At 51.6% G+C, this 23,094-nt stretch carries 19 protein-coding genes; 1 reads left to right on the forward strand and 18 read right to left on the reverse strand.

Annotated features, from left to right (window positions below):
* Nucleotides 1-89: 89 nt before the first annotated feature.
* The 17 genes from SACSAC_RS20765 to SACSAC_RS20845 form a co-directional block, all read right to left on the reverse strand.
* On the reverse strand, nucleotides 90-857 hold the full coding sequence (locus tag SACSAC_RS20765; protein WP_037289883.1) for a cell division protein FtsQ/DivIB: 768 nt from the start codon (nucleotides 855-857) through the stop codon (nucleotides 90-92).
* Between the two features lie 205 nt (nucleotides 858-1,062).
* Nucleotides 1,063-2,196, reverse strand: a complete 1,134-nt coding sequence (gene murG / locus SACSAC_RS20770) for an undecaprenyldiphospho-muramoylpentapeptide beta-N-acetylglucosaminyltransferase (protein ID WP_037289885.1) — start codon at nucleotides 2,194-2,196, stop codon at nucleotides 1,063-1,065.
* A gap of 15 nt (nucleotides 2,197-2,211) precedes the next feature.
* Complete coding sequence (murD, locus tag SACSAC_RS20775; protein ID WP_037289887.1) at nucleotides 2,212-3,645, reverse strand: UDP-N-acetylmuramoyl-L-alanine--D-glutamate ligase; 1,434 nt, start codon at nucleotides 3,643-3,645, stop codon at nucleotides 2,212-2,214.
* Nucleotides 3,646-3,649: 4 nt separating this feature from the next.
* Nucleotides 3,650-4,615, reverse strand: coding sequence for a phospho-N-acetylmuramoyl-pentapeptide-transferase (mraY, locus tag SACSAC_RS20780; RefSeq protein ID WP_037289889.1), 966 nt, complete (start codon nucleotides 4,613-4,615; stop codon nucleotides 3,650-3,652).
* Between the two features lie 7 nt (nucleotides 4,616-4,622).
* The gene (locus SACSAC_RS20785; RefSeq protein WP_037293411.1) at nucleotides 4,623-6,032 is read right to left on the reverse strand and encodes a UDP-N-acetylmuramoyl-tripeptide--D-alanyl-D-alanine ligase; all 1,410 of its coding nucleotides are present in this window, start codon (nucleotides 6,030-6,032) and stop codon (nucleotides 4,623-4,625) included.
* Nucleotides 6,032-7,519 carry a UDP-N-acetylmuramoyl-L-alanyl-D-glutamate--2,6-diaminopimelate ligase gene (locus tag SACSAC_RS20790; RefSeq protein WP_037289891.1) on the reverse strand — a complete coding sequence of 496 codons (1,488 nt, stop codon included), beginning with the start codon at nucleotides 7,517-7,519 and terminating at the stop codon, nucleotides 6,032-6,034. The genes SACSAC_RS20785 and SACSAC_RS20790 overlap by 1 nt, the downstream gene beginning before the upstream one ends.
* Nucleotides 7,520-7,632: 113 nt before the next feature.
* Complete coding sequence (locus SACSAC_RS20795; RefSeq protein WP_037289893.1) at nucleotides 7,633-10,032, reverse strand: penicillin-binding protein; 2,400 nt, start codon at nucleotides 10,030-10,032, stop codon at nucleotides 7,633-7,635.
* Nucleotides 10,033-10,113: 81 nt separating this feature from the next.
* Nucleotides 10,114-10,524, reverse strand: a complete 411-nt coding sequence (locus SACSAC_RS20800) for a hypothetical protein (RefSeq protein ID WP_037289895.1) — start codon at nucleotides 10,522-10,524, stop codon at nucleotides 10,114-10,116.
* A 31-nt stretch (nucleotides 10,525-10,555) separates the two neighbouring features.
* Entirely contained in the window at nucleotides 10,556-11,512 is a 957-nt protein-coding gene (gene rsmH / locus SACSAC_RS20805) for a 16S rRNA (cytosine(1402)-N(4))-methyltransferase RsmH (RefSeq protein ID WP_037289897.1), read from the reverse strand.
* Between the two features lie 47 nt (nucleotides 11,513-11,559).
* On the reverse strand, nucleotides 11,560-11,997 hold the full coding sequence (gene mraZ / locus SACSAC_RS20810) for a division/cell wall cluster transcriptional repressor MraZ (protein ID WP_037289901.1): 438 nt from the start codon (nucleotides 11,995-11,997) through the stop codon (nucleotides 11,560-11,562).
* A gap of 206 nt (nucleotides 11,998-12,203) precedes the next feature.
* On the reverse strand, nucleotides 12,204-13,832 hold the full coding sequence (gene bshC / locus SACSAC_RS20815) for a bacillithiol biosynthesis cysteine-adding enzyme BshC (RefSeq protein ID WP_037289904.1): 1,629 nt from the start codon (nucleotides 13,830-13,832) through the stop codon (nucleotides 12,204-12,206).
* A 188-nt stretch (nucleotides 13,833-14,020) separates the two neighbouring features.
* The gene (locus SACSAC_RS20820; protein ID WP_037293413.1) at nucleotides 14,021-14,935 is read right to left on the reverse strand and encodes an ABC transporter ATP-binding protein; all 915 of its coding nucleotides are present in this window, start codon (nucleotides 14,933-14,935) and stop codon (nucleotides 14,021-14,023) included.
* Between the two features lie 42 nt (nucleotides 14,936-14,977).
* Entirely contained in the window at nucleotides 14,978-15,943 is a 966-nt protein-coding gene (locus SACSAC_RS20825; protein ID WP_051507297.1) for an ABC transporter permease, read from the reverse strand.
* 4 nt (nucleotides 15,944-15,947) lie between these two features.
* Complete coding sequence (locus tag SACSAC_RS20830) at nucleotides 15,948-16,880, reverse strand: ABC transporter permease (RefSeq protein ID WP_037289906.1); 933 nt, start codon at nucleotides 16,878-16,880, stop codon at nucleotides 15,948-15,950.
* A gap of 211 nt (nucleotides 16,881-17,091) precedes the next feature.
* Nucleotides 17,092-18,819: a peptide ABC transporter substrate-binding protein gene (locus SACSAC_RS20835; RefSeq protein WP_037289908.1), complete on the reverse strand. Its 1,728-nt coding sequence runs from the start codon at nucleotides 18,817-18,819 to the stop codon at nucleotides 17,092-17,094.
* A 207-nt stretch (nucleotides 18,820-19,026) separates the two neighbouring features.
* Nucleotides 19,027-19,413: a DUF3397 domain-containing protein gene (locus SACSAC_RS20840; RefSeq protein WP_037289911.1), complete on the reverse strand. Its 387-nt coding sequence runs from the start codon at nucleotides 19,411-19,413 to the stop codon at nucleotides 19,027-19,029.
* A gap of 40 nt (nucleotides 19,414-19,453) precedes the next feature.
* The gene (locus tag SACSAC_RS20845) at nucleotides 19,454-20,407 is read right to left on the reverse strand and encodes a ketopantoate reductase family protein (protein ID WP_169833795.1); all 954 of its coding nucleotides are present in this window, start codon (nucleotides 20,405-20,407) and stop codon (nucleotides 19,454-19,456) included.
* A gap of 179 nt (nucleotides 20,408-20,586) precedes the next feature.
* Here SACSAC_RS20845 and SACSAC_RS20850 point away from each other — a divergent pair, with 179 nt between their 5' ends.
* Nucleotides 20,587-21,672: a hypothetical protein gene (locus tag SACSAC_RS20850; protein WP_037293419.1), complete on the forward strand. Its 1,086-nt coding sequence runs from the start codon at nucleotides 20,587-20,589 to the stop codon at nucleotides 21,670-21,672.
* 88 nt (nucleotides 21,673-21,760) lie between these two features.
* On the opposite strand, the gene SACSAC_RS20855 is transcribed toward SACSAC_RS20850, so the two are convergent.
* The gene (locus tag SACSAC_RS20855; RefSeq protein WP_037289915.1) at nucleotides 21,761-23,014 is read right to left on the reverse strand and encodes an extracellular solute-binding protein; all 1,254 of its coding nucleotides are present in this window, start codon (nucleotides 23,012-23,014) and stop codon (nucleotides 21,761-21,763) included.
* Nucleotides 23,015-23,094 lie beyond the last annotated feature (80 nt).

The following is a 23,094-nucleotide window of genomic DNA, read 5'->3' on the forward strand; positions in this document are numbered from 1 at the left end:
TTTTTTATGCAGTTTGTGTATCTTTTTGCGAGAATACAGCAAACATTATAGCATCTTTTATAATCCGGGAGTAGCAGGCCTTAAGGCTCTTATTCGCCCGAGTCGGTTTCGAGTTCGGCATTTACGAAAGGAACGTAAACATTGGCCTCGAACATTTTGATCGATCCCGGACTTTGGGTTTCGGTGATGCCGTCCAAAATTCCCAAGCGATCTTTGAGAAGGGACACGGTAGTCTCCACTTCAAAACGCGATCGCGTGTAAATTCGGATTCTATCGGGATACGATTCCGTAGAAGCCGGCATGATCTCGGACAGATCGGATAATAAACTGTCCGGCACCGAAGCCAACACGCGGCAAAGCCTTGCCTTTTCTTCTTCTTTCCCCTCCCATTCAGTCAGCATCGGCTTTTCGGCCGGCAGCCCCTGATCCCGAAGCGGAATCTCGGCGCCGCTGCCCAATAGAGCCTGTACGCTGCCGTCCTCAAGCAGCTCGTAAGCGACCGGACTGTACTCGTCTACGCGAAGCAGAATCTTCCCGGGAAACCGCTTCTCTACCGTCGCAGACTCGACCGCGTTCAGATTCGACACGATCCGCTGCTCGACGTTCGTCGCGCTCGACGCGAAGAATTGACCTCCGATACGCAGTCCCGCCGCTTCGATCACCGCCGAGCGGTCGACGTACACGTTGCCTTCGACTTCGATCTGCTGAATATGGCTTAACGAAGAGCGGAAAAAAATAACGCTCAACGCAGCGACCAGCAGAACGGTCAGGAGCAGCCAAAGTTTCCAGCGTCCCTTGCGTCTAGGCTTGCGCGACTCTTGCTCTTGATTTTCGATCGGTTTAACGACTTTCAGCATGGCCATTCTCCATCCGGCCGCCAGGCGTCCGTCCCGGAAACGCAACAGGACGAAGCCAAGCGGTTAATTGCACAGTACGCGGAATTCACGTCTCTTCCATATAAGCCCAATCGTATTTGCGGTTGGGGTTGCCTGTTCGGGCGACGGAATTTTGTGTTACGTTCATTATACACGTGCCGCGCTCGATGGCAAAGACGAAGGTTGCTCACAAAGCGCCCCGGCGAATGGCTTGGGCCCGCACGGCCAACTTTCGAAGCTCAGCCGTGATCGCGGCCGCGGAATCCGGCTTGCCGAGTCTTGCCGAACATTCAGCCATTCTGAGCCGCAAATACTCATCCTGAACGACTGCTTCCACTGCCCTCAAAAGACTTTCCCCGCTGAGATCCCGCTCGGCAATCACAATGGCAGCTCCATCCTCCTCCAACGCCCTGGCGTTGACTTCCTGATGATTATTGGTCACGTTCGGCGACGGAATCAATACGGCGGGAATTCCCAGAGAAGTCACTTCGGCCAAGAATGAAGCTCCCGCACGGCTGATGACAAGCATGGATGCCGCCAGAACTTCCGGCATTCGCTCTACGTAAGGCAGCACGTGCAGGTTGGAAGGCATCACCCACGGGGCCTCTTCCAGACTGCGCTTCGCTTCTTCGTAATAACGTTTACCCGTCACGTACACAAAGTGCACGTCCGGCATGCGTACGATATCCGTGACCATTTGCAGCATGGCCTCGTTAATCGCTTTTGCTCCGATACTTCCGCCGACCACAAGCACGACAGGCGTTCCTTGAGGCAATCCCAGTAAACGGAATCCTTCAGCGGCATCCGCCCGGTGAACCGTCGTGGCTCTCGGGTTGCCGCTGTACATCACTCTTTTAGCTTTGGGAAACTGATCCTGCGTGCCGTCGAAACTTACGGCGACCGTACTCACGTATCGGCTAAGAAAACGATTGGTCAGCCCTGGAATCGCATTCTGTTCGTGGATCAAGGTCGGAATTCGCAGTTTATGGGCAGCGTAGACCACGGGGCCGCACACATAACCGCCGGTTCCTACGACCACGTCGGGTTTGAACTTCTCCAACAACTCGGATGAAGCCTGTACACCTTTTAAAAAGCGAAGCACGGTCTTGATGTTATCTGCTGACAAACTTCGTCGAAAGCCTGTAATATCAAGCGTTTCGAACGGTATGTCGGTTTCGGGCACGATTGAATTTTCCAATCCCCGCTTGCCTCCGATATATAAAAACTCGGTGTCGGGCCGGTCTGTCTTCAACTGTTCGGCAATGGCAAGAGCCGGATAAATATGACCTCCCGTCCCGCCTCCGGTCAATACGACGCGCATACGATGTCCTCCCGTCTATTCGGATATCGAGCGAACGGCTTCCTTGAACAGGCGGCCTCGCTCCTCGAATGATGCGAACATATCCCAGCTCGCACAAGCCGGAGACAACAGCACGGTATCTCCGATTTCCGCCAAACGCTTCGCTTCGCGTACGGCTTGGCGCAGCGTATCTGCCGGATCTTCCATAGGCTCTACCACCGAAATGCGTTCGACTCCCGCTCGTCCGGCAACGCCTGCGATTTTCTCGCGCGTCTCCCCTAACGTAACGATCGCCTTAATCTTCGTTTGCATGGCCGGCATCAGTTCTTCGTAGTCGGAACCGCGGTCAAGACCGCCCGCAATCAGAACAACGGGTTGGTCAAAAGCCGACAATGCCGTTAGCGTCGCTTTGGAATTTGTTGCTTTCGAGTTGTTGTAGTAAAGAATGCCTCCATGTTCACCCAAAGCTTCCAGGCGATGCTCCACGCCTCCGAAGCTGCTCAGAGGGCCTTTTAACGCGGCAGGGCTCACTCCGGCGGCAATAGCCGCTGCGCAAGCTGCCATCGCGTTCGCCGCATTGTAAGCACCCGGAATACCGAGTTCGGAAGCCCGAATAATCTCGTGAACCTCTCCGGCTGCATCCCGATACACGATAAGCCGCTCCATATCGTCCGCTTCTCCGTCCGCCGGATAGGAAGGCGAAGCATAGACGCCTTCCAATTTCAGTTCTTCATTTACGGAAAAAGGAAGGATTTTCCCTTTCAAATAAGGCACCAGTTCGCGGCAGAAGGGATCGTCCCAGTTGATGATGCTTGTATCTTCCGGTGTCTGATTGACGAAAATCCGGGCCTTGGATGACGTATAATCTTCCATGGAACCATGATAGTCCAGATGCGTCTCCGCCACGTTCAACAGACACGCGATCCGCGGAGCAAAAGTTTGCGTGCCTTTAAGCTGGAAGCTGCTCAATTCGACAACAAGCCAATTGTCATCTTTTGCTTCCAGTGCGGCATCGCAAAGCGGGGTGCCGATATTGCCTGCAACGATAGGCTTTAATCCGGCCCCCTCCAGCATATTGCCGACCCAGGTCGTCGTAGTCGTTTTCCCGTTCGAACCGGTGATGCCGATGATCGGGGCCGATGACAAGTGATAAGCGACTTCAACCTCCGTCACGACTTCGATTCCCAGCTCCAAAGCCTTGGCAATAGGCGGAGCCGAATACGGGATACCCGGATTCTTAATAACCAAAGCGACGTCCGAGCGAATCAAATCGTCCGGATGCCCGCCGCAGATCACATTAATCCCCAGTTCTTCAAGCACGGAGGCTTCCGGACTTTCTTCGCGAGGCTTACGGTCATTAACCGTCACTTTTGCGCCGAAAGCGTGCATCGTTTTGGCTGCCGACACGCCGCTTCGAGCCAGACCCAACACGACAATTTCCCGATTTGCATACTCCTTCGGATGTTCCATCTCTCTACAGCCCCTTATCCAGATAAAGTCCGATTGCCGCCAAAATCAGCGATACGGCGAAGAAAATTCCGACGATTCGCCATTCCGACCAGCCGGACAATTCGTAATGGTGATGAATCGGACTCATTTTGAAGATTCGTTTGCCGCGCGTTTTAAAAGAAAGGACCTGAAGCACGACGGACAGCATTTCGATAACGAAGACGCCGCCGATAATCAGGAACAAAAACTCGTGCTTGGTCAAAATCGCAATCATTCCGATCGCTCCGCCGATGCCGAGCGACCCGGTATCTCCCATGAATACTTTGGCCGGATGCGCGTTGTACACCAAAAAACCCAGTGCCGCGCCTGCCATTGCAGAAGCCGCGAGAGCTGATGGGAATTGCGTCGCCTGCACGGCAATCAGCGCGTAAGCGCCGAACGCCGGAACGCTGACCGCCGAGAGCAAGCCGTCTACGCCGTCCGTAAAATTGACCGCATTGGATATCGCCAGCAGCATCAACGCGATAAACGGATAGTAAAACCATGCTCCCCAATCAAAAGAGAACGAGGTTCCCGGAATCGACAACGCCGTGCTATGCCCCGAGTCGATCAGCAACCAACAGGCAACCGCGGAAAACAAAAGCTGTCCCAGCAATTTTTGCAAAGAGGTTAAACCCAATGAACGTCTTTTCAATATTTTGATCCAATCATCCAAAAAACCAACCAGCCCGAAACCGAGCGTTACAACCAATATCACATAAAATTCGGTATTGACGACGGAAAATTTGACGAAGGCCAGCGTGAAAGCCAGCAGAATGACTACACCGCCCATTGTAGGCGTTCCAGCCTTCTTCAAATGCCCTTGAGGCCCTTCGCCGCGAACCTGCTGACCCAGCTTTAGTTTTTGCAGCAACGGGATGCACAGCGGGCCTGCCAATACGGCAAGAATAAATGAAACAGCGGCCGTCACAATTAAAAGCTGCAAATCCATAAGTCCATTAAACTCCTTCTGTAGCTAGTGGCTCGTCGCGCAGGGCATAGACCACTTCTTCAAGCTTCATGCCGCGCGAAGCTTTGACCAGAACGGCATCATCCGGCTTCAAACTCCGGCGCAGATGGGCGATCATCTCCTCTTTGTCGAGGAAGGCATGCACGGAACCTGCTCCCATCGTCTCCAAGGCGCCTTCTGCCGAGTCGGCAGACAACGGCCCATACGCATAAATCGTACGGATTCCCGCCTTCGCGGCATAACGACCGATTTCCCGATGATACTCGCGCTCTTGTTCGCCCAGCTCCAACATATCGCCAAGTACCAATACATTTGAGGCGTATCCGTCCAGCCCGGCAAGCACATCGATTGCGGCGCGCGCCGAAGTCGGGCTTGAATTATAGGCGTCGTTCAAAATCGTTAGCCCCGATATGCCGACTAAACGCTCGATTCGCATGCCCGTCAACTGCATCGTCGCAAGCCCGTCTTTCATTTTGGCTGCCTCGACACCAAAGGTGCGAGCTGCGGCCATCGCCGCAAGCGCGTTGGTTACGTTATGGCTGCCGAGTACGGGAAGGGAGAAACACAGGTCTCCTTCGCTCCGAGCAGAGAAGGTCATGCCTCCGCCTCGGCGCATCATGCCTGTCGGATAATCGTCGTTGGTTCCTTCCAGGCCGAACGTAAACGTACGAAGCCCTTCAGGCAGCGAATGTTCAATTTCCTTCAGCACAAACGGAATCAACGGCTCATCGCCGTTGTACACGAGCAGCCCTCCCGGCTTGATTCCCGATGCGATCTCCAATTTGGCACGGGCGATATTCTCACGACTGCCCAGATTGAGCAGATGAGACTCTCCGATATTCGTGACGATCGCCACATCGGGAGGCGCGATCTTGGCTAACAAGGCAATCTCGCCAAGATCGCTCATGCCCATTTCAAGCACGACAATCTCGGTATCTTCCGGCATCGACAGCAAAGTCAGCGGCAGCCCCAAATGGTTATTGAAATTCCCTTGCGTTTTGTGAACGCGGAAAGAATTGCCCAGCAGGGCAAACACCATATCTTTGGTTGTCGTTTTGCCGTTGCTGCCTGTAATTCCGATAACTTTAGCACCGCTCTCAAGCAGATACGCGGAGGATAATTGTTGAAGAGCTTCAAGCACGTCCTCGACTTCGATCAACGCGCCTTCGGGGGCACCTTCGCGTCCGCGCTGCCAGAGCGAAGCTCCGGCGCCTGCTTGCAAAGAACCTTCGACAAACGCATGTCCGTCCACATTCGCTCCGCCAAGCGGCACGAAGAGAACGTCGGTCGTAATTTTGCGGGAATCGATAGCGACTCCGGCAATCTTTTTTTCAGGGGAAGCCGTACCGATCAGTCGGCCTCCGCACATATCGGCAACCTGGCCGAGTGTCCGTTCAATCACTTTGCGACTCCCCTTACGGCTTCCGCTGCAACAAGACGATCGTCGAAGTCCAGCACCTGTTTGCCCACCAATTGATACGTCTCATGTCCTTTGCCCGCGATCAGTACCACGTCTCCGGGCTGTGCTTCGGCAACAGCCAAGCGAATCGCTTCCGCACGATCGACAACCAGCTTATAGCGGGATTGTTCTACGCCGTCTTCAATCAAACCTGCTTCGATATCGTTCAAAATGGCATCCGGATCTTCGGTACGCGGGTTATCCGAAGTGACGTAAGCGATGTCGCTGTACTTCGCCGCGATGCGTCCCATGATCGGGCGCTTCGTCCGATCGCGGTCCCCTCCGCAGCCGAAAACGCACAGTACGCGCTTTTCCGCGAATTCGACTACCGTTTTCAGCACATTTTCCAGACCGTCGGGCGTATGCGCGTAATCGACGATAATCGCAAACGGCTGTCCGGCGTCGACCGCTTCCACGCGACCGTCTACCCCTGCAACCGACTCCAAACTTTGCTTAATCCGATCCAGCTCCACGCCTTCGATCAGCGCAGCCGCAATCGCAGCCAAGGCGTTATAGACATTGAATTTGCCGACCATGCGCAGTTGGATGTCGGTCGAACCTATGAATGTATCCACATGGAAAAACGTTCCTTGGGCCGTGATCCGAATATCCGACGCGCGAACGTCGCAGTCCTGCTCCACGCCGTAAGTAATCACTTCCGCGGAAGTCACTTTCGCGTATTCCGTCGACGCTTCGTCATCCGCATTCAATACCGCATATTTGCGCTCGGACGGATTCGCCGGAAGCGCATTGCCCAGACGGGAAAAGAACAAGCCTTTGGCTGCCCGATATTCCTCCATCGAGTGATGGTAGTCCAGATGGTCTTGGGACAGGTTCGTGAAAATGGCGGTGCGATAATCCGTCCCCTTAACGCGTCCTTGCTCCAATGCATGAGAAGAAACTTCCATGACGCAGCATTCCACGCCCCGGTTGACCATATCCGCAAGCGAACGCTGCAATCCCAGCGATTCCGGCGTCGTACCGGACATCGGGAACGTTTCGCCGTCGTAACGCATTTGGATCGTGCCGATCAAGCCTGTGTTCACGCCGTGATCTTGCATGATGCGTTCGATCAGGTAAGTCGTCGTCGTTTTGCCGTTCGTTCCGGTTACGCCGATCATGCGCATCTTGCGGCTCGGTTCGTCAAAGAACGCGTTCGCCAATACCGCCATCGCCATACGGCTATCCCGCACGAGCAGCTGCGGCAGCTGCGTATCCAGTTCACGCTCAACGACAAGCGCGACTGCGCCTTGTTCTTCGGCTTGCTTCGCATAGTCATGACCGTCTACGGTGAACCCGGGCAAACAGATGAACAAATCGCCTGTACCCGCTTTACGGGAATCGATTTCGATCCCTGTACATTCCGTATCTCCGTTGCCGATCAATCGAGCCGTAATCAATTGTTGCGCCAGTTGGTCCAATCGCATAGCCTATTCTCCCCTTATTTCATTATTCGTATTTTAGCAGCCTCCGCCATTCCCCTATGCCAGAGCCGCAAAATGCCCGAGCCCGCCAATGGCAGGCCCGGGCAGTACTTCCCTCAGTTGAGCGGAGCTGCATCGCTTTCCGGCGCGGGATCGGCCGGGACAACGGTTCCGCCGTCGATTACCGGATCGCTGATTTCGGTCTCCGCGCTTTCTTCGACAGGCTCGTCGGCCACGGCTTCCCCGCCAACAGACACGTCTTCGGATTCGGTGTCTTCCGTACCTGTTATCGTCGTTTTCGCCGACTTTAGCGTCAGGACCACGATCCGATTGCCTTCGGCATTTTGGGTCAATCTTTGTTCGGAAACGAACCCTGAACCTTTTGTGCTGATCGATACATTCAACAAAGTCAAAATATCGACGGCATCCCGAAGCGACAATCCGGTCAGGTCAGGCACGCTCATTTCGTCTTTGTCTTCCGTGAGCAGATAAATTTTTTGTCCGGCATACATCGCGCTTCCCGCGGAAGGATACTGTTCAAGCACGGTCGCGCCTGCCCCTACCTGCTCGTAAGCAACGCCTTCGTCGAGCAGTTTCGACTTCGCGTCTTCAAGCTTCATTTCCAACAAATTCGGAGCCGTGACTTTGAGCAGCGTTTCTCCGGTTTCGGCATTTTCGCTTTGGCTTTGAATTTCCGTGTCGGAAAACTGTTTGGCGACGCCCATATATTCAAGCGTTTGGGACAAAATTTCTTTTGCGATCGGCGCAGCGATCCTGCCGCCGCTCGCGTTCGGATCTTCCGGTTCGTCCAACATAACGAAGATCGCCACTTTGGGATCGTCCGCCGGAGCGTAGCCGATAAAAGAAACGGCCGAGCGCGTTTTGTCGTAAGCGTTACCCGAAGCGTCGACGGTACCCGTTTTTTCGGCAGTACCCGTTTTGCCCGCTACGCGGTAGCCGGGGATGTAGGCGTTGCGTCCCGTACCGATGTCTTGGTCCGACACGACTTGTTCCAGATAACCGCTAACGGCTTTTGCCGTTTCGGGCGTAATCACGTCGCGAACTTTTTCGACTTCGTTACGTTTGATCACTTCGCCCGTTTGCGGATTGCTTTCCGATTTGACGATATGAGGCTTCAATAATTTGCCGCCGTTGGCTACCGCGGAAATCGCCGCGATCTGCTGAATCGGGGTTACGGCCACGTTGTGTCCGAACGTGATCGCAGCCTGATCGATCAACGGACTTTTTTCGGTTACGTTCATGGTACCTTTGAGTTCGCCGGGCAATTCGATTCCGGTCGGCTCGCCGAATCCGAAATTTTTGATGTATTCGGTCAGTTTGCTCGTTCCGACCATTTCCATCCCCAGTTTGACGAACGCCACGTTACTTGAATGCTTGACGCCTTTCAAATAAGAAATGGTTCCCCAATTCCGGCTGACGTCATGCACCGTCTGCCTGCCGATTTGAATAGCGCCCGATTGGTACTCGGCATTGGGATTGAATTTTCCTTCTTGCACCGCTGCGGACAGCGTCACGATCTTGAACGTGGAACCCGGTTCGTATTGTCCGGTAACGGACAAATTATTAAAATCTTCAAGCGCCTTTACGCCGGAATATTCGTTCGGATCGAACGTCGGCATATTCACCATCGCCAAAATGTCCATCGTATTGGGATCGGCCACGATAATGGAAGCACTTTTCGGCTTATACTGCTCGAATGCCTTTTTCGCCGCTTGCTCCGCATAATACTGAATGGTGCTGTCGATGGTCAGCTGGATCGAAGTGCCGTCTTTCGGTGCCACGACCTCGCTGCTGCCTTCGGGCAGTTCGACTCCTTTGGCGTCTCTTTGGTAAGCGATCCTGCCGTCCTCGCCTTTCAACTGGTCTTCAAAATAGGACTCGATGCCGTACTTCGGATTTCCGTCGTTATCGACGAAGCCGAGCACGTTGGCCGCCAGCGTATGCTGGGGATAGAAACGCTTGATCTGATCATCGAACACGATGCCGATGTCTGTCGTTTCGCTCAGTTCCTTTTCTTTTCGAACCGCGGCGATCTCCGTTTCGATCTCCGCTTTAAGATCGCCGTCGATCTTCCAGCCTTGCGGACGAACCTCGACCCAGACGCTGGGATCGCCTTTTTTGTAGGTGCCCGACTCGCTATCCTTTTCGTAAGTGCGGGAAACCATCTCCCGCAGCTTGTCCTCGGACACGCCCAACTTATTGTGCAGGATTCTCACGACATCATCCGCGGTTCCCCGCTTGCCGATAATATTGGGCTCCACGACGACGGAATAAGCCGGCGAGTCTACCGCTAGTTCTTTGCCGTTGCGATCCGTGATGGCGCCGCGCTCCGAACGCAGAATCTTGGAAGCGGACCATTGCTTTACGGCTTCGTCATGCCAAAAATCCCCTTGAACGATCTGAAGGAAGAAAATCCTCCCGACAAGAACGAGAAAAAAGAGGGTAATCCCCCCTCCGATTAAAAGCGTTCGCATTCTTACTCTTTTTGTCAGCATGGCGATAGAACCTCCTGCTTGCTTCGATCAACGCTTTCGCGCGGGGCCAGGCGCTTTTCGGCGCCACGGCCTCTTTCGTTACTAATTATTCGCGTCTGCTGCCGGTGTTTGCGATCCCTCGCCGCTGTTACGCTCGACGAAGATCGGCTCGTGTTCCGTTGCTTGAACAAGACCCAAAGCCAGTGCTTTCGGTACGATATCCTGACGCAGTTCCTGCTGGTCCCGCTGCGCCTGAGCGATATCCTTATTAATCTGATTCGTCTGGCTTTGAACCGACGCGATCTGATGATTCAGGTCATAGATATGTACGTATCGCCATGCCACAATACTGCACAAGACGACAGCGACCAATACACTGGTCAGATAAAGCATCTTTTCCCGCATCGGGAGTTCGACCCGGCGGGTCACTACCGTTGTCTTTTGCCGGTACTGCTGTGAAGATTGCTGCTTCTCCCGTTCCCGGATCGCCAGATTTCCGCGTGTCTGTGCCATTGATCAATCTCCTCATTTTGGAAGTCAGTTTTTATTTCGTTTTTTCAGCCACTCTAAGTTTGGCCGAACGCGCTCTTGGGTTCTGCTCGATTTCTTCATCCGTAGGCAAAGCCGGCTTACGGTTGATTAATTTGATGCTATTTGGTCCTTCGTACACTTCGACCGGAAATCCGGGAGGAGCGACGTTTTTACCCGTGTAGCCTAACAAAATCTGTTTACAGATTCTGTCTTCGAGCGAATGGAAGGTAATGACGCTCACTCGCCCGCCTTTTGCCAAACATTTTACCGAAGCATGCAGCGCGTCTTCAAAAGCAGACAATTCATCGTTGACTGCAATACGCAAAGCCTGGAAGCTGCGCTTGGCCGGGTGGCCGCCCGTTCTTCTTGCCGCGGCCGGAATGCCTTCTTTGATAATCTCTGCAAGTTCCGTCGTGGTCTCGATGGGTTGTTTCGCTCGATGCTGCCCGATCTTTCCCGCAATGCGACGCGAGAACTTCTCTTCGCCGTACCGGTACAAAATACGCGCGATATCTTCCTCCGACCATTCGTTCACGATGATTTTCGCGGTCAACTCGGAAGAACGATCCATTCGCATATCGAGCGGCGCCTCGTGATTATAGCTGAATCCTCGAGATGCTTCGTCAAATTGAGGCGAAGAAACACCAAGGTCAAACAAAAAACCGTCGACTTGCGGATTGCCTTCCCCGTCAAGCGGCACGCCTGCTTTCTTCAGCGCAACCTCCAATTCCCGGAAGTTGGTCTTGACCAACGTCACCACGTCTTCGTACGCCGCAAGCTTCTCGCGTGCGTTATCGAGTGCCCAATCGTCTTGATCCAATGCGATCAGACGACCGCCTTCTCCCAGTTGCGACGCAATCAATGCGCTGTGTCCGGCTCCGCCGAGCGTGCAGTCCACGTAAATGCCGTCCGGCTTAATGTTAAGCCCTGCGACCGCTTCTTCCTTTAGTACCGTGATGTGATGAAACAATTTCGTATCCCCCAGACGTACGCTGTCGAATTAATAAGTCGTTCCTTTTAAAAGTCAATATCGAAATCGGACAGCTTCTCCGCAATGTCGCCAAAAGACTCTTCGGACTGTTTGTAGTACCGGTCCCAGTTGTCTCGGCTCCAAATCTCCACCCGACTGCCTGCGCCGATCACGACGCATTCTTTATCCAATTGCGCGTATTCGCGCAAATTGGCGGGTAAATTTGCTCTTCCCTGCTTATCCCATTCGCACTCTGCCGCACCCGAGAAAAAAAACCGGGTAAACGCTCTGGCATCGGACTTCATAAGGGGCAGGTTGTTCAGCTTGCGTTCGAGAAGTTCCCATTCCTGCTCGGAGTAAACAAAAAGACACTGGTCCAGTCCGCGCGTAACGATGCAGGCTGTTCCGAGTTTGTCGCGGAATTTGGCCGGCATAATCATCCGTCCTTTGTCGTCGATGTTATGCTTGTATTCCCCCATAAACACCGTTCGACCCACTCCTCGCCTTTTTCCCTCCACTTCATACCACTTTCCACCACCTACAGCATAATAGATTCGACGAGCAAAATCAAAGTCCTTCCGCAAATTTCACGATTTTTCGCCGAATTTGACGTTTTTTTCGTACTCATTCTCCTTTTTTCACAAAAAAAGGCCGTTACTCCCTATTTGCGCGGGAATAACAGCTTCTTCGCTTACACTTCAATAATTCGATGCCCGCCTGTCAGATCGGGCTCCACGCTCATCAGCGTGTCGATCCAATCCAAACCATAGCGGTTCAGCACATAAAAGACGGTGTATACACGCTCCTGCGGACGATCCAGCGGGAATAACGTTTTGTACATCCGATCCCATCTGCGCAGCTCCGCTTCGTTTTGCCGGGCGATGGTCTGTTTGGTTTTGGTCTGCAAAAAAGCAATTTGGTCAACGATCTTCGCCTGGTTTTTCTCACCCAGACTCGATAGACCGGGTTGAAGCTCACCTAAGCGTCCAATCAACGGTGCATATAACCGTTCAAATTCGGCTTTTACCTGTTCAAACATTTCGTCCATGCCCAGCTTATCCTGCTCGGCCAGCCAAGTTTCTTTCCGAGATTCAAAACGCTCCATGACATCCTCGAAAGTCAAAGAGTACTGCTGCATATGCTTCTTCGTCACCGAATCAAGCAGCGTAAACGACATCCGCGGCAGCAAGATCGGCATTTGCATGCCTGCGACCTCGAATCCGTCCTTCGTGCCTGCCCAGTACGCGATCTCGCCCAGTCCCAAAACCGCTTGAAGCACCGGGAACAAATAATCCTGCATCAACGGGCGGGTCAAGACGTTATTGCTGAATCGCTCGGGACATCGATCCAATAGATCGAGCAATTCTTCTTTGGTGAAAATGACCGCGCCTCGCCGATCCATGAATTTTCCGTCCTGCTTGTACAACAACAGGCGCTGGCCTTCATGAATATAAAACAGGTTCGCTGCACCTTCTACGGCTTGAGCCTGTTGTTCGTAACCAACCTCTTCTATTCGTGCGGCGGCAGTCAGATAAGCCTGTTCAAATTCGTCGCTGCGCTCAATCAACTGCTTGAACATCGGACGTTCGATTTTACGCAGTGCCGGATCGGCAGAATCAACCAGCACGAGACCATAACGACCGAATAAACGGCCCACTAATCTGGCAAACCCTTCGCTCAAGTTTAACGCCTCTGCAAGTTCATGACGCAAAAGCTCTAAAATCTCTGTTTTGAATTCCGAGTCTGCCAGTACATGCTCAAGCTCCGTAACGGCTTCTTCCCATTTTTCTTTCGGAACCGCAATCTGGCTGACCGAAGATTTCCCGTCATGCCAAGATTCCATGCGCAATCTGCGTACTTCAAGATCCGAAGTCAACACGTAAGTATGATCGGCTTCGTCCCAATCATGATCTTCGCCGGCAATCCAAAATACCGGCACAACCTCACGACCGAGCTTTTGCGAAGCCATGCGGGCAGCATGGACAATCGTCGCCGCCTTATATACAACAAGCAGTGAACCGGTAAACAATCCGCTCTGCTGCCCGCCTACGACGACGAGCGACTGCTCGTCTTTTAATTTCTTCAACGACATACGTACAGCCGGATCATCGTTATATGTCGCGTTGTAAGACGTCAATACTTCCACTAGCGCGTTACGGTCAACACGCGGACGATGAGCGGCATCCAGCCATTCAGCGCGACGCTGAAGCGATTGATCGCTTTGCAAATCGTATTCGTATAATTCATGTGCATGTTGCCCACGCACGTAATCTTCTCCCAAGGCCGAACCCTTGCGAAGCGCCTGCGGAATGACATTCATGTCTGGCCTTGCCTCCTGTCTGCAATCTGCTTAAACCCTTCTTGATTGTACCCAATCGTTCCCAAGTCGTCAAAATAACTTTCATCCTTTTCGGAAGAAAGTTATTTTTCATAAGAAAAAGAAAACACCGCCCTTCCGAACGGCATCCGTTCGAAAGGGCGGTGGAACTTGCTTAACTCAAAACGAACTTAGTGAGGCATAGCCACCCAGTGTCCCGGCGAAACTTCGACCAGCGACGTTTCTTCGGTTTTTTCATCGGCCGAACGAATCGGACCGCCGCCTTCGGCGGACATCAAGATACGCTTTCTTTGCGATTCGACTTCCGGGTCCGGAACCGGAATCGCAGACAACAGCGACTTGGTGTATGGGTGGATCGGATTGCTGTACAGTTCTTCACTGTCCGCCAATTCGACCATTTTGCCCAGGTACATCACGGCTACGCGGTCACTGATATGCTTAACCATCGACAGATCGTGCGCGATGAACAGATAGGTCAGGCCAAGACGGTCTTGCAGTTCCTGCAACAAGTTAACAACCTGTGCTTGAATAGATACGTCGAGAGCCGAGATCGGCTCATCGCAGATGATGAATTTAGGGTTAACCGCCAAAGCGCGGGCAATCCCGATCCGTTGACGTTGTCCGCCCGAGAACTCGTGCGGATAACGCGTTGCGTGATCCGTATTCAGGCCTACCAAGTCAAGCAATTCTTCGATGCGCTTTTTGCGCTCGCCCGAGCTGCCTGCCATCTTATGAATATCCAATGCTTCGCCGATGATATCCGATACCGTGAAGCGCGGATTGAGCGAAGCGTAAGGATCTTGAAAGATCATTTGCATATCGCGACGCATCGCTTTCATTTTACCCGGAGATAGCTTGTAAATATCCGTACCGTTAAAACGAACGCTGCCTCCAGTCGGTTCATACAACCGAAGAATGGTACGTCCGGCTGTCGATTTGCCGCAACCGGATTCGCCTACCATTCCAAGCGTCTCGCCTTCGCGAATAAAGAAGTTTAGGTTATCGACCGCTTTGAGCACTTTGCCGCCGCCTACGTTAAAATACTTTTTGAGTCCTTCAACTTCAATCAGATTCTTTCCTGTCATAGCTCCCATGGCTGACGCCTCCTTCTTTATAAAATCTGCGAATTATTTGTTTTTAAGCGACGGATCCAGTGCATCTCGCAGTCCGTCTCCCAGCAAGTTGAACGCCAGCATGATTACGCTGATCAGAACCGCAGGGAACAACATCCGCCAAGGATAGTACATCCAGCCTGTCAGAGCGTTTTCGACCATCGAACCGAGGGACGAGATCGGCGCTTGTACGCCCAGGCCGAGGAAGCTCAAGAAAGACTCCGCGAAGATCGCGTTCGGAACCGACAAAGTCAACGTAACGATGATCGGACCGCTCGCATTCGGCAACAGGTGACGGAACAACAGTCTGCCTGTGCCTGCGCCCATCGAACGGGAAGCCAAAACATATTCGCGGCTTTTCAGTTTCATGATTTCGCCGCGAACGATCCAGGACATGTTAATCCAGCCCGTAATCGTCAATGCCAGGATGATCGTACCCAAGCTCGGCTCAAATACAACCAGCAGCAGGATCGTAACGAGCAGGTAAGGAATTGCGTACAGAACTTCGGAGAACTTGTTCATGATTGTGTCGACACGGCCGCCGAAGTAACCCATGATTCCGCCGTAGATAACCCCGATCAACAAGTCGATCAGCGCCGCAGCGACGCCGACGATCAAGGAAATTCGAGCACCGGACCATGTCCGCACGAACATGTCGCGACCCAAATCGTCCGTACCGAACCAGTGCAGAGCCGACGGTTTTTGGTTGGTTGCCATCAGATCGTTCGTTTGGTAATCATAACCGTGTACCCAGTAAGCCACATAAGGCCCCAAGATTGATGCGATGATAATTACCACTAATGCTACGAGACCGGTCATCGCGACTTTGTTGCGACGAAGACGTTCCCAAGTATCGCGCCAAGCTGTTAAGCTTTCGCGTTTAATGACTTCAGATTCGCGTTCATTAATATTAACAGGCTCGAAGTCAGCCGCCGTGACAGCGGGAAGAGACTGCTTGTTTGTGATGTTGTCATTCGCCACTTGCTTAGCCCTCCTTGCCCGATGTCAGTTTGATTCGAGGATCGACGAGTACGTAAACGATATCGGTAATGAAGCGCGCAGCCATCAAAATGATACCGTAGAAGAGCGTAATGCCCATAATCAAGGTATAGTCGCGGTTAGTGATACTGTCGACAAACACCTTACCGATACCGCCGATACCGAAGATCCGTTCCACAACGACAGAACCCGTAACAACGTTAGCCGTCATCGGTCCGACGTAAGTCACGACAGGCAGGATACCGTTACGAATAACGTGCTTCCAAAGAATGGCCGGCCATTTCAGGCCTTTGGCTTTAGCCGTTTTGATATAGTCGGCATTCAAAACTTCCAGCATGCTCGAACGTGTCAAACGCGCGATATACGCAATCGGACCTGCGGACAAGGCCATGACCGGAAGCACATATCCAAGTAATGATTTCGTTCCCGTAATCGGGAATAAGCCCAATTTCAAACCAAACGTGTATTGCAGCAGTGACGCGAGCACGAAACTCGGTACCGCGATGCCTATGACGGCGACTACCATGACTAAACTGTCGATAAATTTCCTATGATATAACGCGGCAAGCAAGCCTAGAGCCACACCAACGATCGTCGATACGACAACGGCAATAAGACCCAAACGAAGCGAAACACCGAAGGTTTGACCGATGATGTTACCGACTTCTTGATTGAGTTTTTTCATCGAGATCCCCAAATCACCCTGTACGATATTACCAAGGTAATTCACATACTGGGTCATCAGAGGCTTATCGAGGCCATACTGTGCTTCGAGTCGTGCTCGGATTGGAGCGGGTACTTCTTTTTCGGACATAAACGGATCGCCCGGAATTGCTTTCATCAAGAAAAACGTCGCCGTAATCAAAATAAATAGCGAAAGCAACGTGTATAGAAGCTTGCTGGTTACGTAGCGTGCCATCTGCGAACCTCTCCTCCTTAATTCATTCTGCTTAATAGTAACCTACCTGATTTATAATTGCACATTCATTATTTTCAACCCTATTTACTGGTTAAGCAAGAGCAAAAATGGAAGTTTGACGAACATGCAAAAAAATCGGGATATATATGTTTTTCCATATATACCCCGAGCTGTTATTAACTTGGGTCGTGCCAATCAGACTTTGGAAGTCTTATTGTTGTTCCAGGTAAGCGCGAGTGAAGTTGATCGCACCGGAGAAGTCAGTTGTTACGCCTTTCAGGTAAGGCTTAGTGAGCGATGCTTGAGTGTAGTAGTAAACAGGCATGATAACCATGTTGTCGCCAACCAGAATTTTCTCTGCGGCAGCCATATCCTGCATACGTTTCTCTGGGTCGTTACCGCCTTTGTAAGCAGCGTCGATCAGAGCGTCATACTCTTCGTTTGCAAAACCGGTGTTGTTGTTACCGCCGCCCGTTACGAACATATCCATGAATGTCATTGGATCGTTGTAGTCGGCAGACCAACCGGCACGAGCGATTTGGAAGTTGCCTGTTTTTCTGCTTTCCAGGAATACAGACCATTCTTCGTTTTTCGTTTGGATCTCTACGCCCAAGTTGTTTTTCCACATATCAGCTACAGCCAGAGCCAGCTTTTGGTGGTTTTCGCTTGTGTTGTAGAGCAATGTGATCGAAGGAAGAGTTGTAATTCCTTCTTCAGCCATACCTTCTTCAAGCAATGTTTTTGCTGCTGCTGCATCTTCTTTGAAGTAGTCGGCATCCGGATGCTCGTCGCGGAACGATTGATTGTTCAGACCCGCGATCGAAGTTGGTACGAAACCGAATGCAGGCGTTTGACCCGCTTTTGTAACGTTGTCGATCAGGGCTTGACGATCGATCGACATTGCAAAGGCTTTACGGATTTTAGCGTTGTTGAATGGAGCTTCTTTTGTGTTGAACTCATAGTAGTAAGTCGAAGCGATGTCCGTCAGCTTGAATTCGTCTTTCAGTTGCTCGGACAGCGGTTGAATTTGGTCAGTCGGGATTTCGCCGGTAGGCGCGCCCGCATAATCGATTTCTCCGCCTTGGTATTGGCTTGTTTCTGTAGCGCCGCTGTTTACGATCGAAGCCGTAACGTTAGTCAGCTTGATGTTTGCAGCATCCCAGTACTTATCGTTTTTCGTCCAACCCATTTCCGAACCTGTAACCCAAGTCGTCAGAGTGAACGGTCCGTTAGTTACCATTGTGCTTGCGTCAGCAGCCCAAGCTTCGTTGCCTTCAACTGTTGCTTGGTGAACCGGGTAGTACGTATAGAACGAAGTCAGACCCAAGAAGTAAGGAGTCGGGTTTGCCAGCGTTACTTCCAGCGTGTTCTCATCAACGGCTTTAACGCCTACAGTCGAGAAGTCTGTTGTTTCGCCGGTGTTGAAAGCTTCAGCACCTTTGATGTAGTACAGTTGGTAAGCATATACCGGAGCCGGAACAGTTTCCGGGCTCAGTGCACGCTGCCAAGCAAATACGAAATCGTTTGCTGTTACAGGATCACCGTTGTTCCATGTTGCGCCTTGACGCATGTGGAACGTGTAAGTCAGGCCGTCTTCGGAAATATCCCAGCTTTCAGCAGCGCCTGGAGCAGGGTTGCCGTCAGCGTCGATTGTCGCGAGACCTTCATACATGAAGCGCAGCGCAGTGTTGGCTTGGCTGTCTTGAGCTTGTGCCGGGTCAAGTGTTGGCGGCTCTGCACTCAGGTTCAGGCGCAGGGTTTGGTCAGCTGCCAGGTTGGCATCGGTAGCAGGTTCGGTAGTTGCACCTTCACCTGTCGTCGTTTCGGTTGGCGTACCCGAATCCGTAGTAGTTGTCTCTTCGGCGCTTCCGCATGCCGCGAGAACCGTGCCGATTACAAGAACCAGCGTCAGAAGCATCATCCAGCTTTTCTTTTTCATCCTGCAACTTTCCCCCTAAAAAAAGATTAATTTTTTTATTGATTATACCCCGCACTGCAAAAAAAATCTATAACCTTTTTTCAGAATTTTGCGCTTTTTTTCAATTTCCGCTCTGTTTCTGTCACATTTCCTGTCTCAAACCTTGATTTTCCGGCAAAAAAGCCGGTTTTATTTTCACTTTTGTTTTCTTTATGTAACATCACTATGTTAGCTATTTATAATATGCATGATAAAGCCAAAGATCCCCAGCAGAATGTAGCAAGGTGCCAATAACAGAAAACTCATGCGCCAAAACCCTCTCGCCAACCGACCCGGTTCGACACGTCCGCGCTTGCGATTTTGAGCACTTCCAAGCAATCCGAGAATAATCAGCAGAATCAGCAAAAGCACGTAGAAGCCTATGGAAGAATTCGAAACATAATTATAAAGAGCGGAAACCGCAAAAATCAAAAAGGGCGTTGTAATGTCCATGGCCCGCTGAAACGATTGTTTTATCGGTTCTTTACGAAGCGCGCCAATCGCATAGACGAGCACGAAGGGTAAAAAAGGCAAAACGCATAGGGTAATCAGCACGCCGGAGACCGTTTGAAACATATCATTCCTCCTGCTTCAACGAATTTTCGATTCGCAATGTCTATCCATTTAACCCTTCAATCAGATTTAGAAGGGTCTGATTGATCGGCGCCTGTTTCCCCGCACGGCGGGCAAGCTCGACGACGCCCCCGCTAATCCAGGCCGCTTCCGTTCGGTCTCCGCGACTTACATCTTCCAGCATCGAAGATCGATTGCGGGCCGTCGCCCGACAAACGTCCAGCAGTTCCTCCCACCAAACTAAAGGAGCTTCGATTCCGGCGGCAGAGTAAACTGTCACGATTTCATCAAAAACAGCCCGCATGGTCGTTATTCGCTCTTCCTTTTCGAGCAACGCGCCATTTTCTATTTTCCAGAGGGCAGTTAAAGGATTAATCACGGCGTTAATAAGCAATTTTCGATACATCGCGATCTCGATTTCATTCGACGCGGCTAACGATAATCCTCCCAAGCCAAGGGCCTTAATCAACATTTTCTCCGCTTGTTCCTGTTTGGCCAAGTATAATTGCCGAGCGGTTGCAGTCTTTCCGAACAACGTGCTCCCTTTGCCTGCGTGCAACACAACGGCGGCGTCAAGTCTGCGCGCTCCCTCCGTGGTTACAGCCGCATACACCGGAACTTCCGGTAGAGCCTCCATTAAGCGCTCAATATGTCCCACTCCGTTTTGCAAACAAAAAAGCCGGTCTTCCGCTCGAACATTGGCTTGAAGCTTGGCGATCAATGAAGCATCCAAATGCTTTTGCTTAACGGCTAACACGATCCAGCGCAGTTGATCCCCGGATTCTGAAAAAAAATCTGTCGTACAGGCCCTGATCGCATGAGAACTCATACTCCATGGGTTCTTCTCCGCCGGTTCGCTGACTTGAATACCTGAATCCATAATGCGCTCCGCTTGTTCTGCCGTGCGGGTATATAAAACGACTTCCGCGCCGCCTTTTGCCGCCGCTGCTGCAAATAACAGGCCCAGCGCTCCTCCGCCGATGACTTCAACTCGCACTTTAATCCCCCTACCGATCGTTTTGAATTTCTGCCGCAGTTTACGCCCGTAACAGTCGGCCGTATAATTAAAATAAGAAAAACCTGTTATAAGCCATTATTTTACCATAGCATGTAACTCATCATCATTACGTTTCAAAAAACGCGCCTGATGAAGTGCCGGAAAGCGAGGGTTCCTTTGTGTCAAAACGTCTATATGCCGGCCTGCTCGCAACAGTGTTGTTGTGCGCTCCCTTGGCTGATTCGGCTCTTGCCGAACCGTTGCCCGGTGAATGGACGCCAGAGCAACGCAAACTGCTGCAAGACACATTATCCTTGAACGAGTTGCAGCGGGATACCGAGCGAATCTCCGAGGAACAAGACGAACTATCCGAGCAACGGGAACAATTAAATCAAGAAGTAAGGCAGCTTGAAACTCGGATCTCGGAAAATCGCGAACGTGCAGGTACGATCGTTCGAACCCAGTATATGCAGCAGCAAAGGCCTTTCCTGTTGTCTTTACTCAATGCTCGTTCATTTGGCGAACTCAACCGTTTATATACGTACTATCGTCTGGCTCTTCGCCACGACGAGAACATTTTGCTCGGTTTTCGCGAAGACACAGACGCTCTGCAAAAACGCCGCGATCAACTCGCAGCCAATTCCGCGCGCTTGGAAGAAGTCAAACGCGGCATCGAGGAACAACGCAGCCGTCTACTTGCTCTTCAACAGGATATTGATGCCGGCTTGTTAACGAGCGACGATCCGGAAAGCTTGAATCGGCTAGCCGAGGAATTGAATACGTATTGGAATAATGTGGGGCTTTACGAGGTGGACGAATATTTCTCGGAGTTAGCCGCTGCCAGCAACAACTTGCCCGACTATTTGCAAGATAGCGGCAAGTTGAAAGTATCCGGATTGGGAACGAGATATACGATTGAGCTTACGGATCAAGAATTGAACGACTTCCTGCGCTCTCAAAATTCAGACTTCGAAAACTTTGCTTTCAGCTTTGAAGATGGGCTTGTTGTGGCGGAAGGTCGGCGAGACCGGCTTACTTTGCGGATCGAAGGCCGATATACGCTTGAAACGGAACCTCAAAATGCGGTCTTGTTCCATGTAGACCGACTTGTGTTCAACGGGCTGGAACTTCCCGCAAGCACGCGAACGGAACTCGAACAAAAATACGATCTGGGATTTTATCCGCAACAGGTTGCTCCCGTCGAGGTCAGCGAAGTGAAAATGGAGAACGGCCAACTCAAAATTTCACTTCGTTTGGTGCTGTAATCTCCAAGGATCCCCCTATCTATCCGCCACGCAAAAACAAACGCTTTGCCGAAATCAGGCAGGGCGTTTGTTTTATTTTGCCGTAAATTCAGGGCTGAAAAAATCCGCTAAGCGCATCAATCCCTAAAGTTCCTTCGTAAAAACGATCTAAGGATCGACTCCAAGAACCTTCCCGGGCAGCAGTCTTTTTAGAGTCTGCCGCAGAACGCGAAACTTGGGCATCCGGCAGCCAACGTTGTAAAGAAAAAGAAGCGGGTTCATCATAAATCACCCGTAACATAGGCAAATGTCCCGTGGATTCATACCAAGACGATTGGGTTTCATGACCCGTTATGTACGCAATCCAAAGAGACGACTCACGCGATCGATCCGTATTCGCCGTGATGCCCAAACAACGTAAAGCGGCTGTTTTGAACGAAGAAGCAATTGGAGCCAGTCGCAATGTTGAAGTCTCTTCCGAGCCTAAACGAGATAAGCGATCGACAGCCAACGGCACTTCGTCAGATTCGACCAGTGTTCGAAAATCAGAAGGCAATTGTCCACTCTGAGCGGACACTCCGCTCAAGTACGTTCGACCTCTCAAGCGATCGGCCAATGCCAACGCTTCATCTAAAGTTTGTTCGGATTTTTCTTCCTCCGTACCTTTCCACAAAGCAATCAAAGCTGCAAATGCACGAACATCTCCGCTTGGAAATCCAACAACAGGCTCGGTGGTGTTCTCTCCCTCTTTCTCCTCTTCAGGAGTCGAAAGGAGATTTTCCTCCCACTTTCTCCACTCTTCCATATTCTGAGGCAGTTCACCCGAAGTCTCTGCAAATTGTTTCGGATTCCAGACGACACCATAGGGATCGAAGTCAAGAGGTACTCCCCAGCGATAGCCGTTCCATTCGACTGAGGCTGCGGAGATCGGAAGCGAATCGGAAGCCGCTGCAACGCCTCCCTCATATAAATCCGCGGGCAATAAGCGGCCGGAAGATGCAAAATCAGCAACCCAGGCTCCATCCAGCATCAATACATCAGGTTCTCTGCCGGCAGCATATGCTTCACGATACGTCTTGTAGGCTTGCTCGGGAGCAATATTCACCAAGTTAACGACTGCACCGGATCGCTGCTGATACTCTTCATTCAAGGTTTGCAAGACTTTGAACTCCGATGTGCCCATCATCGTATACACTTCGATATCGCGCAGCGGTTGTTGGGATTCTCCCCCTCGCCGTTCAGCTGCCCCTTCATCCGGCTCCTGCCGCGGTCCAGTCTGTGCAGTCTCGGGCAGAGACGGCGACAGATTGATCAGGGCAAGCAGCAATACGCCAAATAGCACGAGATGGTTTTTTCGCTTCAATTCTGTCCCCTCCGTTTCCTGCTTTCCCTATTGTACCAAACGATCCTTTTTCTAACCAAAAAAAGAATCCGGTAGCAAAA

The organism is Saccharibacillus sacchari DSM 19268 (assembly GCF_000585395.1).
GTDB lineage: Bacteria > Bacillota > Bacilli > Paenibacillales > Paenibacillaceae > Saccharibacillus > Saccharibacillus sacchari.